Genomic DNA, 18,446 nt, shown 5'->3' on the forward strand with positions numbered 1-18,446 from the left:
TCCTTGTCAGGTGGTCGGTTCGCGCCACACGGAGACGGGGTTGCCCATCCATCGGGTGGAGCCGGGGATCGAGTCGCCTCGCATGACGAGCGAGGCGGGGCCGATGGTCGAGCCCTCCCCGAGGCGCGCCGCAGGAAGGATGACGCTGTGGGGGCCCAGCGTGGAGCCCGCCTCGAGCGTCACGGCGTCAATGGACATGACGCGGTCGTGGAACAAGTGGGTCTGGAGCACGGTGCCGCGGTTGACCGAGGAGCCGTCCCCGAGCCGCACGAGGTCCGCCTCGGGCAGCCAGTAGGTCTCGAGCCAGACGCCGCGGCCGATGTTCGCGCCGAGGGCCCGCATCCACCATGTCATAGCGGGGGTCCCGAGCGCCGCATACGCGAACCACGGGGCGGCCACGAGCTCCACGAACGTGTCCTGGAGCTCGTTGCGCCAGATGAAGGAGCTGAAGAGCGGGTGCTCGCCGGGGCGGATGCGCCCCACGAACAGCCACTTCGCGGCGACGGCGGACGCGGCGGCCACGAGGGAGGCCAGGAACGCGATGATCCCGGAGGACAGGGCCGTGAGCAGCCATGCGGCCGTCTCGCCCACCCCGGCGGTGATGAGTCCGTGCCAGACGGCGGAGAGGCCGACGACGACGCCTGCGGCCAGGAGCGCTGTGACGATCACGGGAAGGCCGCGCAACAGCTCCCACGCGCCGCGGGCCCGCTTGAGCCGCGGGTCAGGGCGGAACGTCAACTCGGCGTCGGCCTCCACCGCGGTGCGGCGCAACCGTGCCGGGGGAGACCCGAGCCAGGAGGAGCCGGACTTCGCCTTGTCCGGCGCGGCCGAGAGGACCGCGACAAGGGAGTCCTTGGGGACCTTGCGCCCCGCCTGGGCCATGCCGGAGTTGCCGAGGAACGAGCGCTTGCCGACCTTCGCCGGCCCCACGTGCATCCAGCCGCCGCCGAGCTCGTAGGTGGCGACCATCGTGTCGTCCGCGAGGAACGCGCCGTCCGCGATGGTCGTCATGGAGGGGATGCACAGGACCGTGGAGATCTCCACGTTGCGGCCCACCTTGGCGCCGAGGAGCCGGAGCCATATCGGCGTGAAGAGGGACGCGTAGATGGGGAAGAGGCGCTCGCGGGCCACGTCGAGGAGGCGCTCCGTGGTCCACGCCTGCCAGGCCACGCGGGAGCGGACCGGGACGTAGCCGGGCGTCAGGCCGATGGCGAGGAGGCGGACGGTGCCGACGATGAGGGCCGCGAGGAGCACGAACCACATGAGGGCCGCGAGCGGGACGGACCAGGCGAGGGGAGCGAGGCGCGCGTGGAGCAGCCCCGTCTCCACGACGCCCGTGGCCCAGGCGACGAGGAGCAGGCCCGGGACAGCCGCGAGGAACGGCAGCAGCTCGAGCGCCGCGGAGGACGCTGCGAAGACCACGGCCCACGCTCGGGAGCGGGCCGGGCGCTGAGACGGCCACGAGGCCTTGGCCTTGCCCATGGGCACGGCGGGGGCGCCGGCTGCGCGCCGCTCTGCGGGGACGGTGCCGGTCACGGCGGAGCCCTGCGCCACGTGCGCGCCCCGGGAGACCTTGGAGCCCGGCAGGAGGACCGAGCGGGAGGCCACGTGGGCGCCGGCCCCGACGGTCACCTCGCCGATGTGGACGACGTCGCCGTCGACCCACCACCCGGTGAGGTCGACGTCGGGCTCGATCGAGGCGCCGTCGCCCACGCGGAGCAGGCCCGTGACGGGCGGGACCGAGTGGAGGTCGACGTCCCGGCCGATGCTGGCCCCGAGGGCTCGCGCGTAGTACGGGACGAGGAAGGCGGAGCCGAGGGACACGGGGGCGATGACGTTGGCGATCTGCTCCGCCGTCCAGAGGCGCATGTGCATGCGGCCGCCCCGCGGGTACTGGCCCGGCCTGATCCCGGCCAGGAGGGCTCGCGCGGCGAGGACGGACACGCCCATCCGCCCCACGGGGGACGCGATGACGAGCCAGAGCGCCGCCGTGACGAGGGGGTGCGGCACGGGAATGGGGGTCGGGGCGCCGGCCCACGCGAGGATCGTCAGGCCGATGCTCAGCCACGTGAACCACTTCAGGCCGACGAGGACGAGGGCCGGGATGCCCACGAGGGTCTGCGCCACCTGGCTCCGCACGGGCGTGGCCCGGACGGCGCGCGGCTCGGCGGCCGGCGCGGCGGGGTGCGTGCCCGCGAGGTGCTCGGCGAGGGCGCCGACGCGGGGCCTGTCGTAGACGTCCGCGACCGTCACCTCGGGGTAGCGCTGGCGGAGGACCGCGACGAGCTGCGCCGCCTGGAGGCTGCCGCCGCCGAGCGCGAAGAAGTCGGCGTCCAGGTTCCCCGGCGGGGCCGAGAGGGCGGCGCTCCACGCCTCGACGACCCAGCGGGCGTCGGGGGAGAGCGCGGCGAGCGCGGACGGGTCCGCCTCGTCATCCCCCGCACCGGCCAGCGGCCAGGGGAGCGCGTCGCGGTCCACCTTTCCGCTGGACTTCGTCGGGAGGGAGTCGACGACGGCGAGCCGCGGGACGAGGGCCGCGGGAAGGTCGGTCCGCAGGCGCGCGGAGGCCTCGTCCTCGGACCACTCGGCCCCGGACTCGAGGGCGAGGTAGCCCACGAGCACCTGGGGAGCGGCGCCGCCGCCCTTGACCGCGGCCGCGGCGCCCCGGACCCCGGGGAGGGCTTGGAGCGCGGCCTCGACCTCGCCCAGCTCGATCCTTCGTCCGCCGAGCTTCACCTGGTCGTCGGCGCGGCCGTTGAAGAGCAGGCCTTCGGGGTCGTAGGTGACGAGGTCCCCGGAGCGGTAGGCGCGGTCCCAGCCGAGCGTCGGCATGGGGGCGTACTTCTCGGCGTCCTTGTCCGGGTCGAGGTAGCGGCCGAGGCCCACGCCGCCGATGATGAGCTGGCCGCTCTCGCCGGGGGCCACGGGGATCTCGTCCTCGTCGACGACCGCGAGGTCCCACCCGTTGAGCGGCAGGCCGATGCGGACGGGGCCCGTGCCCGTCAGCGGGGCGGCGCAGGCGACGACGGTGGCCTCCGTGGGGCCGTACGTGTTCCAGACCTCGCGGCCCTCGACGGCGAGGCGCGTCGCGAGCTCGGGCGGGCAGGCCTCGCCGCCGAAGATGAGCAGGCGGACGCTCTCGAGCGCCTCGGCCGGCCACAGGGCGGCGAGGGTGGGGACGGTGGAGACGACGTTGATGCGGCGGGAGACGAGCCACGGGCCGAGGTCCACGCCGGAGCGCACAAGGGCGCGCGGGGCCGGGACGAGGCACGCCCCGTGGCCCCAGGCGAGCCACATCTCCTCGCAGCTCGCGTCGAAGCCCACGGAGAGGCCGGCGAGGACCCGGTCGCCGGGGCCGAGCGGGCGGTCCTGGAGGAAGAGGGCGGCCTCGGCGTCGACGAATGCGGCGGCAGAGCGCTGTGAAATGGCGACGCCCTTGGGCTTGCCCGTCGAGCCGGAGGTGAAGATGACCCAGACGTCGTCGTCGAGCTCCGGCGGGCGCTGAGTCAGCGGGGTGTCGCGCGGGCGCGTCACGGAGATGCCCTCCGCGGTGACGATTCCCGCCACGTCGGCCTCGGAGAAGACGAGGCGGGCGCGCTCGTCGGGGTCGTCCGCGTCCACGGGGACGTAGGCGGCGCCGAGGGAGATGATGGCGAGGATCCCGATGTACAGGTCCCTGGTGCCGGAGGGCACGCGCACGCCGATCCGGTCGCCGGCCCCGAGGCCCGCGGCGGCGAGCTCGGCCGCCCGCTCCGCCACGGCCTCGTGGAGCTGGGCGTAGGTGAGCGCCTGGTCCGAGTCGTCGAGGGCCAGGGCCTCCGGGTGGGCGGCGACGCTTGAGAGGAAGACCTCCCACAGGGTGCGGGGCGCGGGCGTGAGCTGCGAGCCGGGGAGCTGGGGCGCGTACGTCACGGCGTGAGCACCGTCTTTCCGGTCGTGGCGCGGCCTTCGAGGGCGGTGTGGGCGGCGGCGGCCTCGGCGAGCGGGTACGCGGAGTACTCGACGCGCAGCTCGCCGGTCGCGAGGGGGCCGAAGACCTCCTCGGCCCGCCAGCGGCGCTCCTCTGGGTCCGCGAGGAAGTCAGGGAGGGACGGGCGGCAGAGCGTGACCGAGCCGGCCTTGTTGAGCGCCTGCGGGTCCACCGGGGGGACGGGGCCGGAGGCGGCGCCGAAGAGGGCCAGTGTCCCGCGGCGGTCGAGGCTGCGGAGGGAGTCGTCGAAGGTCGCCCGGCCCACGCCGTCGAGGACAGCGCTCACGCCCCGCCCGTCGGTCAGCGTCCGGACCGTGTCTGCGAAGCCCTCGTAGCCGATCGAGTGCTCAGCGCCCGCGGCGCTCGCCAGCTCGCGCTTCTCGGGCGTCGAGGCTGTCGAGATGACCCGAGCGCCGAGGCGCGCGAGGAGCTGGATCGCCACCTGACCCACACCGCCGGCTCCCGCGTGGACAAGCACCCACTGGCCGGGCTCGACCCGGGCGACGCTCGTGATGAGGTAGTGCGCGGTGAGCCCCTGGAGGCTCGCGGCGCACGCCAACTCCAGCTCGAGCCCGTCCGGAACGGGAATGAGATGGCTCGAGGGCGCGAGGCAGTACTCTGCGTAGGCGCCTCGGGCGCTCGCGGTGGTCACGCGGTCCCCGACTGAGACGGCGTGGTCCCCGGGCCCCAGGGCGACGACGACGCCGGACGCCTCCGTCCCGAGCACCGCGGGGAACTCGACCGGGTAGGCCCCGGAGCGCTGGTAGGTCTCGATGAAGTTGACGCCGGTGGCCGCGACCCGGATGAGCGCCTCGCCCTCGCCGGGGGACGGGACGGGGACCGTCTCGGGGGTGAGGACGTCGGGCCCCCCGGTGCGGTGGGCGCGCACGGCGGTCATCGTCTCAGGCAGGGTGTGTGGCTCGGTCACGGGGGCTCCTCGTCGGGCGGGGGTGCGCGGTGTCGCCGGTCAAGAGGAAACCATAGTGGGCCTTGGTGAACAGAATGCATATATATGTGCATGAGTGCATAATTTTTCATATAGGCTGGTCCCCATGAAGATTCAAGTGGCCGTCGCGGGCGCCAGTGGGTACGCGGGCGGGGAACTCCTGCGCCTCCTCTCTGGCCATCCCGGCGTGAGCATCAAGACCGTCGCGGGCGCCTCGAGCGCGGCCCGCACCCTCGGCGAGGTCCAGCCCCATCTGCACTCCCTCGCGGACATGGTCGTCCAGGACACGAGCGCCGAGACCCTCCAGGGGCACGACGTCGTCTTCCTGGCCCTGCCGCACGGGGCGAGCGCGAGCCTCGCCGAGACGCTCGGCCCCGAGGTCCTCGTCATCGACGCCGGGGCGGACTTCCGCCTCGAGTCTGCGTCCGACTGGGGCCAGTACTACGGCGGTCCGCACGCAGGGGCCTGGCCCTATGGGCTGCCCGAGCTTCCCCGCACGGGCGGCGAGCGCCAGCGGGATCGCCTCCGGGGTGCGCGCCGAGTCGCCGTGCCGGGCTGCTACCCCACGTCCGCCGTCCTTGCGCTGGCGCCGGGGTTCGCCGCGGGCCTCCTTGAGCCGCGGGACGTCGTCGTCGTCTCCGCCTCGGGGGCGTCAGGCGCGGGGCGGGCGCTCAAGCCCCACCTCCTCGCCAGCGAGGTCATGGGCTCCATGTCCCCGTACGGCGTCGGGGGCGGGCACCGCCACACCCCGGAGATCGAACAGGGTCTCTCGTGGGCCGCCGGGGAGCCTGTTCAGGTCTCCTTCACGCCCACTCTCGCGCCCATGCCCCGAGGCATTCTCACGACGGCGACGGCGAGGCTGCGCGAGGGCGTCACCGCGGGCGAGGTCCGGGCAGCCTGGGAGGAGGCGTACGCGGGGGAGACGTTCGTCCGGCTCCTGCCGGAGGGCGCATGGCCCGCGACGAGCAGCGTCGTCGGCTCGAACCACGTCCTCATGCAGCTCGCCGTCGACGAGAGGGCGGGGCGCGTCGTCGTCACCGCCGTCGTCGACAACCTCACCAAGGGCACCGCCGGCGCCGCCGTCCAGGCCATGAACCTCGCCTTGGGGCTGGACGAGACGAGCGGCCTGCCTGAGACGGGGCTCGCCCCGTGACCGGCACCGAGAAAGGAAACCCGCCCATGAGCCACGGCATCCCCGCCGCACTCTCCCGCTTCTTCGCCTTCCCCGAGGCGGGCGTCTCCCGCGAGCCCGAGTCCTGGCCCCGCGGGTTCCTGGCCGCGGGCGTCGCGGCAGGCATCAAGGCCTCAGGCGGCAAGGACGTCATGGTCCTCGCCAACCGCGGGCCGCGCTTCGAGGCGGCCGGGGTGTACACCTCGAACCGGTTCGCGGCCGCCCCCGTCCAGTGGAGCCGCCAGGCGCTCTCCGACGGCCAGGCCCGCCTCATCGTGGCCAACTCCGGCGGGGCCAACGCCTGCACGGGGCCCGAGGGATTCGCGGACACCCACGCCACGGCGGAGCACGCCGCCGCGGAGGCCGGGGTGAGCGCGGCCGACGTCGCCGTCGCCTCGACGGGGCTCATCGGCGAGCGTTTGCCTCTCGAGCGCCTCCTCGCCGGGGTGGACGGGGCGCTCGGCGCCGCGCGCGAGGACAGCGTCCTCGAGGCGGCCGAGGCCATCATGACGACGGACTCCGTGCCCAAGCGGGCCGAGGTCCCCCTCCCGGGCGGGGCCCGGATCGTCGGCATCGCCAAGGGTGCGGGCATGCTTGCGCCCGCTCTCGCGACGATGCTCGTCTTCATCACGACGGACGCTGAGCTGAGCGGCGGCGAGCTTGACGCCGCGCTCGTTCGCGCGTGCGCCGTGTCCTTCGACCACGCGGATGCCGACGGGTGCATGTCGACCAACGACACGGTCCTCCTCGCGTCCTCCGGTGCGGCCGGCCCCGTGGACACGCACGCCTTCACCGAGGCGCTCACGGCCCTCTGCCAGGACCTCGCCTATCAGCTCATCGACGACGCCGAGGGCGCGCGCCACACGGCCGCCGTGACGGTCGCGGGCGCCGCCAGCCTGGCCGATGCGCGGGAGACCGCGCGCGCAATCTGCCGGTCCAACCTCGTCAAGACCGCGATCTTCGGCGAGGACCCCAACTGGGGCCGCATCCTCTCCGCGGCGGGCACATCGAGCGCCGCCTTCGCCCCGGAGCGCGTCAGCGTCTCCATCAACGGGGTCGAGGTCTGCCGGGGCGGGGGGCTGGGCGAGGACCGCTCTCTCGTCGACCTGTCCGCGCGGGAGGTGGAGATCGTCGTCGACCTCAACGAAGGCGAGGCGAGCGCCACGATCCTGACCAGCGACCTGACCCATGACTACGTCCACGAGAACAGCGCCTACTCCTCGTAGGCAGGGAGAACCCATGACTCACGCACCAGTCGCCGCAGAGCCGGAGGAGAGCGCGTCCGCCGTGCTCGCCGCCGCCGTGGAGCGCGCCGCCAGCCTCGTCGAGGCGCTCCCGTGGATCCAGCGCTTCGCCGGGACCACGGTCGTCCTCAAATACGGCGGGAACGCCATGGTCAGCGACGAGCTCCGCCAGGCCTTCGCCGAGGACGTCGTCTTCCTGCACCACGTCGGCATCCGCCCCGTCGTCGTCCACGGGGGCGGGCCCCAGATCACCGCGATGCTCGAGCGCGTGGGCCTCGCGAGCGAGTTTCGCGGGGGCCACCGCGTCACGAGCCCCGAGGCCATGGACGTCATCCGCATGGTGCTCGCGGGCCAGGTGGGGCGGGACCTCATCGGCCTCGTCAACCGGCATGGCCCCTACGCCGTGGGCCTCTCCGGGGAGGACGCGGGCCTGCTGCGCGCGGAGCGCCGCGGCGTCCTCGTGGACGGGGTGCTTGAGGACATCGGTCTTGTCGGCGAGGTCACCGGTGTTCGCCCCGAGCCCGTCCTCGACCTCCTCGCCGCGGGCCGCATCCCCGTGATCTCCACCGTGGCCCCCGAGTTCCGGGACGGGGAGCCGACCGGGGCCGTGCTCAACGTCAACGCGGACACTGCTGCGGGCGCCATCGCGGCGGCGCTCGGGGCATCGCGGCTCGTCGTCCTCACAGATGTCGAGGGGCTCTACGCGGACTGGCCCGACAAGAGCAGCCTCGTCACGAGGATCGCCGCCCCGCGCCTGCGCGAGCTGCTGCCCGGGCTCGCCTCGGGCATGATCCCGAAGATGGAGGCGTGCCTTTTCGCCGTGGAGCAGGGGGTGCCGGGCGCGTCCATCGTCGACGGCCGCGCGCCGCACTCGATGCTCGTCGAGCTGCTCTCGGACGCGGGCATCGGCACCCAGGTGACGCTGACGGAGGAGAGCGCGTGAGCGGCCTCGTCGACCGGCACGGGGCCGCCTACGCGGACGTCTTCGGCCGCCCCTCCGCCGGCCTGGTCCGGGGCCGCGGGGCGCGCGTGTGGGATGAGGACGGGAGGGAGCTCATCGACTTCCTCGCCGGGATCGCGGTCAACTCTGTGGGCCACGCGCACCCGGACTGGGTGGCGGCGCTCGCGGACCAGGCCGCCACGCTCGGGCACATCTCCAATCTCTTCGCCTCGCGGCCGCAGGTTGAGCTTGCCGAGCGCCTCCTGGGGCTCGCGGGCATGCCGGACGGCTCGGGCGTGTTCCTCGCGAACTCGGGGGCCGAGGCCAACGAGGCCGCGTTCAAGCTCGCGCGTCGCCACGGGGCGGAGCACGGGGGACGGGGCGAGATCCTCGCCTTCGAGGGCGCCTTCCACGGGCGCACGATGGGCTCCCTCGCCCTGACCCACAAGGAGGCGTACCGCGCCCCGTTCGAGCCCCTGCCGGGCGGCGTCCGGCACATCCCGTACGGGGACGCCGGGCTGGCCGCGCGCGAGATCACGGAGCGCACGGCCGCAGTCATCGTCGAGCCCCTTCTGGGCGAGGCGGGAGTCATCGTGCCTGAGCCCGGCTTCCTGGACGCGCTCCGGGCCCGGACTCGCGAGGTCGGGGCGCTGCTCATCGTGGACGAGATCCAGACGGGGATCGGCCGCACCGGGCGGTGGCTCGCCTCCGAGGGGATCGAGCCGGACGCCGTGACCCTCGCCAAGGGCCTCGGCGGCGGCTTCCCCATCGGCGCGCTGCTCATGCGGGGGGAGAGCACGACGGCGCTGCTGGCGCAAGGCCAGCACGGCTCGACCTTCGGCGGCAACCCCCTCGCGGCGAGCGCGGCCCTGGCCACGCTTGGCATCATGGAGAGGGAGGGCCTCCTCGCGGCGGCCACCGCCCGCGGGGACTTCGTGCGGGCCGGGCTCGAGGCCTTGCCGCAGGTCACCGCCGTGCGGGGCGAGGGCCTGCTCCTCGGAGCCGATCTCCGCGGCGGGGTCTCTGCGCCAGCCGTCGTCGCCCGCGCACTCGAGGCCGGCGTGATTGTCAACGCCACGGGGCCGTCCACGCTCCGTCTCGCGCCGCCGCTCGTCCTCACGGAGGCGGACGCGGAGGCGGGCCTGGCGCGCCTCGGCGAAGCCCTCGCTGCCACCGATCCCCACGGCCCCGCCGGCCACGACCCCCACGGAAAGGAGCGCTCGTGACGCAGCGCATCCGGCACTTCATCAAGGACACGGACCTGAGCCCCGCCGAGCAGGCCGAGGTCCTCGACCTCGCCGCGGAGCTGAAGCGGGACCGCAGCTCAACGACGCCGCTGGCCCGCGGCGCGTCCCGAGAGACCGTCGCTGTGCTCTTCGACAAGACCTCGACGCGCACGCGGTTCTCGTTCGCGAGCGGCATCGCCGACCTGGGCGGCAGCGCACTCGTCGTGGACCCGGGCTCGTCCCAGATGGGCCACAAGGAGTCCATTGAGGACACGACGCGCGTGCTCGAGCGCATGGTGGCGGCCATCGTGTGGCGGACTTTCGCCCACGAGGGACTCGAGCGCATGGCCGCGATCTCGCACGTGCCCGTGGTCAACGCGCTCTGCGACGACTACCACCCGTGCCAGCTCCTCGCCGACCTCCTGACGATCCGCGAGCGCTTCGGCTCCACGCAGGGCCGCGTCCTCGCCTACCTCGGTGACGGGGCGAACAACATGAGCAACTCCTACCTGCTCGCCGGTGCGACGGCCGGCATGCACGTGAGGATCGCGGCCCCCGAGGGCGCCTGGCCGGACGCGGGCGTCGTCGAGGAGGCGGCAGCCGTGGCCGCCGCGACGGGCGGCTCCGTGCTCGTGACGGCCGATCCGCGCGAGGCCGCGAGCGGGGCGGACGTCGTCGTGACGGACACGTGGGTGTCGATGGGTCAGGAGGACGAGGCCGCGGAGCGCAAGGCGCGGTTCGCCGACTACCGTGTCACCGACGAGCTCATGGGGCTCGCGGGGGAGGACGCCGTGTTCCTGCACTGCCTTCCCGCGTACCGGGGTCTCGAGGTGGACGCGTCCGTCATCGACGGCCCCCGTTCGCTTGTCTGGGACGAGGCGGAGAACCGCCTGCACGCCCAGAAGGCCGTCCTCGTGTGGCTGCTGCGGCAGGGCCGGCCCGCGTTGGCCGAGCGAGAGGAGGCCGTGGCGTGAGCATCCCCACGACGAAGACGGCCCGCCAGGCCCACATTCGCACGATCCTCCGGGAGCGCGTGGTCCGCTCCCAGAGCGAGCTCGCCAGCCTCTTGGCCGACGACGAGCTTCAGGTTACCCAGGCGACGCTGTCCCGGGATCTCGTCGAGCTCGGGGCGGTGCGGGTCAGAGACGGCGACGGCGCCTTGCGGTACCAGCTGCGCGACGACGCCTCGGGGGCCCCGTCCGAGATGGGGCCCGGCGTTGCCGCGAGCCGCTTGTCCAAGCTGTGCGCCGAGCTCGTGGAGACGTCGCGGGCCAGCGCGAACATCTGCCTGCTGACGACCCCGCCCGGCGCGGCGAACTTCCTGGCGCAGGCCATTGACCAGGCGGCCCTGCCGACGGTGCTCGGCACGATCGCGGGCGACGACACGGTCATGGTCATCTCCGCCGACCCGGCCGGGGGAGAGGCCCTCGCGGAGTCGTTCCTCGCGCTCGCGGAGTCCTAGCCCGCACTCCACCGTTTGCCCCCGTCTTTGGCGTTTGCCCCCTGCAATGCACGGGGCAAACGCCAGACGAGGGGGCGAATGCCGGGCGCGGGGCGAGCACCCCACCCCACCAATGTGAATATTTATTCAGCCCTATGTATAGAATGGGCTCAATGCCGTCCGTCCTGACGCTGGGCCGGGCCATACCGCCACTGACACAAGGAGCACCCCCATGACCGAGCGCGTCGTCCTCGCCTACTCAGGAGGCCTTGACACCTCCGTGGCCATCGGATGGATCGGAGAGGCCACCGGCGCCGAGGTCGTCGCCGTCGCCGTCGACGTGGGACAGGGAGGCGAGTCCCTCGAGACCATCCGGCAGCGCGCCCTTGACTGCGGCGCCGTCGAGGCCTACGTCGCGGACGCCCGTGACGAGTTCGCCGAGCAGTACTGCATGCCGGCGCTCAAGGCCAACGGCCTCTACATGGGCCACTACCCGCTCGTCTCGGCCCTGTCCCGCCCCGTGATCGTCCGCCACCTCGTCGCCGCGGCGAAGCAGTTCGGCGCCACCACCGTGGCCCACGGCTGCACGGGCAAGGGCAACGACCAGGTCCGCTTCGAGGTCGGCATCCAGACCCTCGGCCCGGACCTCACGTGCCTCGCACCGGTCCGCGACCTCGCCCTGACGCGCGAGAAGGCCATCGACTACGCGGAGGCCAACAGCCTGCCGATCGTCACGACGAAGAAGAACCCGTACTCGATCGACCAGAACGTCTGGGGCCGCGCCGTCGAGACCGGCTACCTCGAGGACATCTGGAACGCGCCCACGAAGGACGTCTACGAGTACACCGCCACCCCCGAGTTCCCGCCCGCGCCGGACGAGGTCATCATCGGCTTCGAGCGCGGCATCCCCACGACGCTCGACGGCCGCGCCCTGTCGCCGCTCGCGATCATCGAGGAGCTCAACCGCCGCGCCGGCGCCCAGGGAATCGGCCGGATCGACGTCGTCGAGGACCGCCTCGTGGGCATCAAGAGCCGCGAGATCTACGAGGCGCCCGGCGCCATGACCCTCATGACCGCGCACAAGCACCTCGAGGACATCACCCTCGAGCGCGAGCAGGCGCGCTTCAAGCGGACCGTGGACCAGCGCTGGACCGAGCTCGTGTACGACGGCCAGTGGTTCTCACCGCTGAAGACCTCGCTCGACGCGTTCGTCGACGAGACGCAGAAGCACGTCAACGGCGAGATCCGCCTGTCCCTGCACGCCGGCCAGGCCATCGTCAACGGCCGGCGCTCCGAGACGAGCCTCTACGACTTCAACCTTGCGACGTACGACGAGGGCGACTCCTTCGACCAGTCGAGCGCTCGCGGCTTCATCGACATCTACGGCCTGTCCTCCAAGGTCGCGTCGGAGCGCTCTATGCGCCTCGGCGAGGTCCAGTCCACCGACGACGTCGCGAAGCTGGGCTGATCGTGGCCGGAACCAACGAAGGCGCCCTCTGGGGCGGCCGCTTCTCCGGCGGGCCGGCGGATGCCCTCGCGGCGCTCTCGAAGTCCACGCACTTCGACTGGCGCCTTGCGCGGTATGACATCGCGGGCTCCCGGGCGCATGCTCGCGTCCTCGCCACGGCGGGTCTTCTGTCCGACGACGAGCTGGCGCGCATGATTGACGCCCTCGACCGTCTCGAGGCCGATGTCGTCTCCGGCGCTTACTCGCCCGCGGAGAGCGACGAGGACGTCCACGGCTCTCTCGAGCGCGGCCTGATTGAGCGGGCCGGGACGGAGCTCGGCGGGCGTCTTCGCGCGGGGCGGTCGCGGAACGACCAGATCGCGACGCTCGGCCGCATGTTCCTTCGAGACCACGCGCGGATCATCGCCCGCGGCGTCCTGGAGACCGTCGCCGCGCTCGTTGAGCAGGCGGAGCGGCACCCCAACGCGCCGATGCCCGGCCGCACGCACTTGCAGCACGCGCAGCCGGTCCTCTTGAGCCATCACCTCTTGGCGCACGCCTGGCCTCTGCTGCGGGACGTCGAGCGCCTCATGGACTGGGATCGCCGCGCAGCGGTCTCGCCGTACGGCTCCGGCGCCCTCGCCGGCTCAAGCCTGGGGCTCGATCCCAACGCGGTGGCGTCGGACCTCGGGTTCGACTCGGCCGTGTGGAACTCGATTGACGGCACAGCGGCCCGCGACGTCTTCGCGGAGTTCGCGTGGGTCTGCGCGATGATCGGCGTGGATCTCTCCCGCGTGAGCGAGGAGGTCATCTTCTGGGCCACGAAGGAGGTGGGGTTCGTCACGCTGGACGACGCCTACTCCACGGGGTCCTCGATCATGCCGCAGAAGAAGAACCCGGATGTGGCGGAGCTGGCCCGCGGCAAGGCGGGCCGCCTCATCGGCGACCTCACGGGCCTCCTGGCTACCCTCAAGGCCCTCCCGCTGGCGTACAACCGCGACCTCCAGGAGGACAAGGAGCCGGTCTTCGATGCGGCCGACACGCTCGAGCTGCTCCTCCCGGCGGTGAGCGGAATGATCGCCACCCTCCTCTTCAACACGGAGCGGATGGCGGAGCTCGCGCCTCAGGGCTTTGCCCTCGCGACCGACATCGCCGAGTGGCTCGTCCGCGAGGGGGTCCCGTTCCGGGAGGCCCACGAGATCTCGGGCGGGGCCGTCCGCGTGGCCGAGGCCCGCGGTGTCGAGCTGTGGGACCTGACGGACGAGGAGATGCGAGGAGTGGACTCTCGGCTCACCCCGGAGGTCCGGTCCGTGCTGTCCACGGAGGGCTCGCTCTCCACGCGCAACGCGCAGGGCGGGACGGCGCCGGAGGCCGTGGCGAGCCAGCTTCAGGCCCTCAAGGCGTGCCGGGAACCGCTCGAGGCCTTCGCGGCGCAGAGCGTTCTCGGACAGCAGCCCACCGAATAGGCTGGGAGTGCGGCGCCCGCGGTGGGCGCCGCGCGCCAGCCCCGTCGTCGTGCGCCCCGTCGAGGCGACCCGCGGCAGACGGATGCATGACCACAGCGACGAGAAGGAGACCCCTCCCATGACCACGCCCGCGCTTCCCGTTCGCCACCGCCTCCGCGCGCTGCCGGTGTTCCCGGAGATCTTCCCGGCGTTCGAGGCGGACCCGGCAGCCTGGCCGGAGTCCCCGGCGGACGCGTTCCTGGGGTGGCTGGACGAGGCGCTGGACCTGCAGGTCGTCGAGCCGCACGCAGCCACGCTCTCCACCGCGGACGCCTCGGGCAACGTCACGGCGCGCACCCTCATCCTCAAGGACCTTCAGGGGGATGTGTGGCACTTCGCCACGCACCAGGACACCCGCAAGGTCGCGGACCTCGCCGAGAATCCGAGCGCGGCCCTGACGTTCTACTGGCCTGAGACGGGCCGGCAGGTCCTCGTGCGCGGCGAGGCCCGGGACCTCGGCGACGAGGCCTCGGCGGAGGACTTCCGGCAGCGCCCCATGGCGGGCACGGAGATCGACCCCCTGTGGAGGGCGTACGGGCTCGAGGCACTGTCAGTGGAGTTCTGGCAGGCTGACCCCGAGCGCCAGCACCGGCGCATGGTCTATTCGCGCGCTTCGGCTGCCGAGCCGTTCTCGCGCTCGGCCGCCGATCCGGGCATGTAGGATCGGCCAGCGGGCAGGCGGGCGTCAGGCCCGCCGCCACAACACTTAGGGGAGAGACCGCGTGAGCCAGCACGACGACGAGATCCGCCGCGCCGAACAGGGCCGGGTGGACCGCCTCTACGCGAGGCTCGACGAACTCCGCGCGGAGAAAGAGGCCCAGCTCGCCGAGGTGCGCAGGCAGGGCCCGTCCGGCACGTTCCAGAACATCTCCGAGCGAGACTCCTTCGCCGCGCTCTACGAGGACCGCCTGGCGCAGCTGTATGCGGTGGAGGATCGCCTCGTCTTCGGCACCCTGACACCGGACGGGGCCCCGGGGGACGGATCTCAGGACCGCAGCATCGGGCGCATCGGCCTCACAGACGAGCACTCCGAGCGCCTCCTCATCGACTGGCGCGCCCCCGAGGCCGGCACGTTCTATCAGGCGACGGCCTTCGACCCCCGCGGCATTGCCCGGCGTCGGCACCTCTTCCTGCGTGGCCGCGCGCTGGTGGGGATCGAGGACGAGATTCTCTCCGAGGCGTACGACGGCCCCGCCGTCGGCTCCGGCGGCGACGCGGCCCTGCTGCGGGGCGTCACCGCGAAGCGCACGGGGCGCATGAACGACATCGTCGCCACGATCCAGAAGGAGCAGGACGCCATCATCCGGCGGCCCCTCCCCGGCATCACCCTGGTCCAGGGCGGGCCGGGCACGGGCAAGACCGCCGTCGCCCTGCACCGCGCCGCCTACCTCCTCTACACCTACCGTGAGCGCCTTGGCCGCAGCGGCGTCCTCCTCGTGGGCCCCTCGACGGCGTTCATCGACTACATCGAGCGTGTCCTGCCGTCCCTCGGCGAGACGGGCGTCGTCATGCGCACTGTGGGGGAGCTCTACCCGTCCGTGGCCGCGACGGCCGAGGATGCGCCGCTCGCCGCCGAGGTCAAGGGCCGCCTGGTCTGGCGCCGGATCCTCGAGCGCGCCGTGCGGCAGCGCCAGCGGAACTTCGCGGGCCCCCGGCCCGTCAACGTCGAGGGCTTCCGGACGACGATCACCCCGAAGATGGTCCGCGCGGCCCAGGAGCGCGCCCGGGCCACCCGGCAGCCGTACAACAAGGCCCGCGAGGTGTTCGTCCAGGCGCTCATGGACATGGTGACGGAGCGGGTCAAGGAGCAGATCGCCGAGTCCGGTCAGGGCAACACCGCGGACCGCTCCTATGTGGCCGACGACGTGGCCGCCTCACATGACGTCCGCGTCGCCGTCAACCTCGCGTGGATGCCGATGACCCCGGAGCGGCTTCTGCGCGAGCTCTGGACTCGCCCGGAGCAGCTCGTGGCCGCGGCGCCCGAGCTCTCGAGCTCTGAGATCGCGTCCCTCGTGCGCAAGCCAGCAGACGGGGCCGAGGCCTGGGAGTGGACCGTCTCGGACGTGCCGCTCCTCGACGAGCTCGCGGATCTCCTCGGCCCCCTCGAGGGCCAGGACGCCCGCCGCCTTGCGGAGGCCGAGGCGCAGGACGCCCGGGACACGGTCAACGCGGAGAAGGCCCTGGAGAACGTGCAGACCATGCTGGAGAACGCCGGCATTGACGGCGTGGTCACGGCCGAGGACGTCAAGGCCTCCCTGCGTGGCCGTGCGGCGAAGGTCGACGCCGCGACCGCCGCGGACCTCGACCGCGAATGGGCGTACGGCCACGTCGTCGTCGACGAAGCGCAAGAGCTCACGCAGATGCAGTGGCACACGGTGTTCAAGCGCGTCCCCATCAAGTCCCTCACCGTGGTCGGGGACATCGCTCAGGCGTCGAGTCCCGGAGCCGCGCGGTCGTGGCGCGAGGCGCTCGAGCCCTTCGCCTCGGACCGCTTCGAGGAGCTCCGTCTCACCATCAACTACCGCACGCCGCGGCCGATCTCGGACGCGGCCGTGGAGACCGCGCGGGCCCTGGGCGCCGAGCTCGACGCGCCTCAGGCTATCCGCGAGGGCGAGCCGCCGCGGCTCATCACCGTGGAGGGGTCCGCCTGGAGGGACGGGCTTCGGGCCGCGGTGGCGGAGGAGATTCTCGCGGTGGACGAGGGGCTCGTGGCCGCCGTCGTCCCCTCCCGGGCCGTGCCGCTGGCGCGCGAGGCACTCGCGAGCACCCCCGATGTGCGCGTCCTTGACGCGGACGAGGCCAAGGGGCTCGAGTTCGACTCGGTGGTCCTCATGGACCCTGAGGCCATCCTGGCCGACGCCGGGGGCCGCTCGGGCTCGCTGTACGTCGCGATGACGAGGCCGACGCACCGGCTCACCATCCTCGCCGTGGATTCACTCCCGGCCGAGATGGCGGCCATAATCAAGGAGGGCCGCGCAGGCACAAGCGGCCCGGACAGCCACGAAAGGGACCTGACGACATGACCCAGCAGACCGCAGACCGGGAGCCGACGACGAGCGCGCCGCAGCAGCTCGACCCCTCATTCCCGAACGTCTATCGGGAGCTGGAGTGGCGGGGCCTCCTCCAGGTGACAACGGACGCCGAGGCGCTCGAGGCCTTCGTGTCGACGCCGGGCGGCACGTTCTACTGCGGGTTCGACCCGACGGCCCCGAGCCTGCACCTGGGCAACCTCGTGCAGATCCTGGTCATGCGCCGCCTCCAGCTCGCGGGGCTCAAGCCACTGGCGCTCGTCGGCGGCTCGACGGGCCTCGTCGGCGACCCCCGGCAGACGGCCGAGCGCGTGCTCAACCCGCGCGAGGTCGTCGAGGAGTGGGTGGCCAAGCTGCAGGGCCAGGTGGAGCGGTACCTGGACTTTGACGGGGCCGCGGGCGCCACTCTCGTCAACAACCTCGACTGGACCGGGCCCATGAGCGCGCTCGACTTCCTCCGCGACGTCGGCAAGCACTTCCGCGTGGGCACGATGATCAAGAAGGACATCGTGGCCACTCGCCTCAACTCCGAGGCCGGGATCTCCTACACCGAGTTCAGCTACCAGGTGCTCCAGGGGATGGACTACCTCGAGCTGTTCCGCCGTCACGACTGCCGGCTGCAGAGCGGCGGCTCGGACCAGTGGGGCAATCTCACGTCCGGGACCGAGCTCATCCGCAAGGTCGAGGGCGAGTCAGTCCACGCGCTTGGAACCCCGCTCATCACGAACTCGGACGGCACCAAGTTCGGCAAGAGCGAGGGCAACGCCATCTGGCTCGACCCCGAGATGTGCTCTCCGTACCGGATGTACCAGTTCTGGCTGAACACCACGGATGCCGACGTCGTTGACCGACTCAAGGTGTTCACGTTCCTCTCGAGGGAGCAGATTGAGGAGTATGCGGAGGCTGTGGCGGAGCGTCCGTTCAAGCGCGAGGCCCAGAAGCGGCTGGCGTTCGAGGTCACGGCGCTCGTTCACGGGGAGGAGGCCGCCCACCAGGTGATCGCCGCGGCTGCCGCGCTGTTCGGGGGAGGGGACCTGAGCTCCCTGGACCCCGCCATCCTCGGTGGTGCCCTGGCGGAACTCCCCTCCGCCGAGGTCGGGGTGGCAGACACCGTGCTTGACGCGGTCATCGCAGCGGGGTTCGCTGAGTCCAAGACGGCAGCGCGGCGATTCATGGGTGAGGGCGCGGTGAGCGTCAACAATGAGCGCGTCTCTGACGAGACGACAGTGCTCAGCGAGGTGGAGCCGCTGGCTCTGGCAACGGGGGAGCGCGTGTACCTCGTGTCGCGGGGCAAGAAGAACAAGGCTCGCGTCCTCGTCACGGACGCTGAGTAGCACCAGGCAAGCGCCGCGGGAGCGGGCTCAGGGGAGCGGGGGTCGGCCAGTGGGCCGGCCCCCGCTCGCGTTAGGTGTCGCACGTCACGCCGTTCGGAGCCCGTTCGAGTTGTGTTCTCGGCGGGGCCCGTGTAGAGTTTTATCTCGCGCCGGGTTACGGAAAGCAGCGCAAGGGATGAACGGTTCGGGAACG

General features: G+C 72.5%; 13 protein-coding genes. 11 read left to right on the forward strand and 2 right to left on the reverse strand.

The features are described 5' to 3' along the window. Positions 1 to 6: 6 nt before the first annotated feature. Positions 7 to 3,912, reverse strand: a complete 3,906-nt coding sequence (locus J2S35_RS08335) for a Pls/PosA family non-ribosomal peptide synthetase (protein ID WP_309852141.1) — start codon at positions 3,910 to 3,912, stop codon at positions 7 to 9. Then, the gene (locus J2S35_RS08340; protein ID WP_380084121.1) at positions 3,909 to 4,868 is read right to left on the reverse strand and encodes a quinone oxidoreductase family protein; all 960 of its coding nucleotides are present in this window, start codon (positions 4,866 to 4,868) and stop codon (positions 3,909 to 3,911) included. The genes J2S35_RS08335 and J2S35_RS08340 overlap by 4 nt, the downstream gene beginning before the upstream one ends. A 154-nt stretch (positions 4,869 to 5,022) precedes the next feature. Here J2S35_RS08340 and argC point away from each other — a divergent pair, with 154 nt between their 5' ends. The 11 genes from argC to tyrS all read left to right on the forward strand — a co-directional run bounded on the left by argC (position 5,023) and on the right by tyrS (position 18,253). Then, entirely contained in the window at positions 5,023 to 6,069 is a 1,047-nt protein-coding gene (argC, locus tag J2S35_RS08345) for an N-acetyl-gamma-glutamyl-phosphate reductase (RefSeq protein ID WP_309852147.1), read from the forward strand. Positions 6,070 to 6,095: 26 nt separating this feature from the next. Further along, positions 6,096 to 7,313, forward strand: coding sequence for a bifunctional glutamate N-acetyltransferase/amino-acid acetyltransferase ArgJ (gene argJ, locus J2S35_RS08350; RefSeq protein ID WP_309852149.1), 1,218 nt, complete (start codon positions 6,096 to 6,098; stop codon positions 7,311 to 7,313). A 13-nt stretch (positions 7,314 to 7,326) separates the two neighbouring features. Beyond that, on the forward strand, positions 7,327 to 8,274 hold the full coding sequence (gene argB, locus J2S35_RS08355; RefSeq protein WP_309852151.1) for an acetylglutamate kinase: 948 nt from the start codon (positions 7,327 to 7,329) through the stop codon (positions 8,272 to 8,274). Next, the gene (locus J2S35_RS08360) at positions 8,271 to 9,497 is read left to right on the forward strand and encodes an acetylornithine transaminase (protein ID WP_309852154.1); all 1,227 of its coding nucleotides are present in this window, start codon (positions 8,271 to 8,273) and stop codon (positions 9,495 to 9,497) included. Before argB ends, J2S35_RS08360 begins: the two co-directional genes overlap by 4 nt. Further along, positions 9,494 to 10,471, forward strand: coding sequence for an ornithine carbamoyltransferase (gene argF / locus J2S35_RS08365; RefSeq protein ID WP_309852155.1), 978 nt, complete (start codon positions 9,494 to 9,496; stop codon positions 10,469 to 10,471). The genes J2S35_RS08360 and argF overlap by 4 nt, the downstream gene beginning before the upstream one ends. Next, entirely contained in the window at positions 10,468 to 10,959 is a 492-nt protein-coding gene (argR, locus tag J2S35_RS08370; protein WP_309852158.1) for an arginine repressor, read from the forward strand. Before argF ends, argR begins: the two co-directional genes overlap by 4 nt. 211 nt (positions 10,960 to 11,170) lie before the next feature. Continuing rightward, positions 11,171 to 12,406 (forward strand): argininosuccinate synthase, encoded by a 1,236-nt coding sequence (locus J2S35_RS08375; RefSeq protein ID WP_309852161.1) that lies wholly within the window; start codon positions 11,171 to 11,173, stop codon positions 12,404 to 12,406. Beyond that, positions 12,406 to 13,851, forward strand: a complete 1,446-nt coding sequence (argH, locus tag J2S35_RS08380) for an argininosuccinate lyase (protein WP_380084119.1) — start codon at positions 12,406 to 12,408, stop codon at positions 13,849 to 13,851. The genes J2S35_RS08375 and argH overlap by 1 nt, the downstream gene beginning before the upstream one ends. Before the next feature lie 118 nt (positions 13,852 to 13,969). Continuing rightward, positions 13,970 to 14,551 carry a pyridoxamine 5'-phosphate oxidase family protein gene (locus J2S35_RS08385; protein WP_309852165.1) on the forward strand — a complete coding sequence of 194 codons (582 nt, stop codon included), beginning with the start codon at positions 13,970 to 13,972 and terminating at the stop codon, positions 14,549 to 14,551. Positions 14,552 to 14,612: 61 nt separating this feature from the next. Beyond that, complete coding sequence (locus J2S35_RS08390; protein WP_309852167.1) at positions 14,613 to 16,913, forward strand: HelD family protein; 2,301 nt, start codon at positions 14,613 to 14,615, stop codon at positions 16,911 to 16,913. Then, entirely contained in the window at positions 16,910 to 18,253 is a 1,344-nt protein-coding gene (gene tyrS / locus J2S35_RS08395; RefSeq protein ID WP_309852169.1) for a tyrosine--tRNA ligase, read from the forward strand. Before J2S35_RS08390 ends, tyrS begins: the two co-directional genes overlap by 4 nt. Positions 18,254 to 18,446: the final 193 nt, after the last annotated feature.

This window comes from Falsarthrobacter nasiphocae, assembly GCF_031456275.1.
In the GTDB taxonomy this organism is placed as follows: Bacteria; Actinomycetota; Actinomycetes; order Actinomycetales; family Micrococcaceae; genus Falsarthrobacter; species Falsarthrobacter nasiphocae.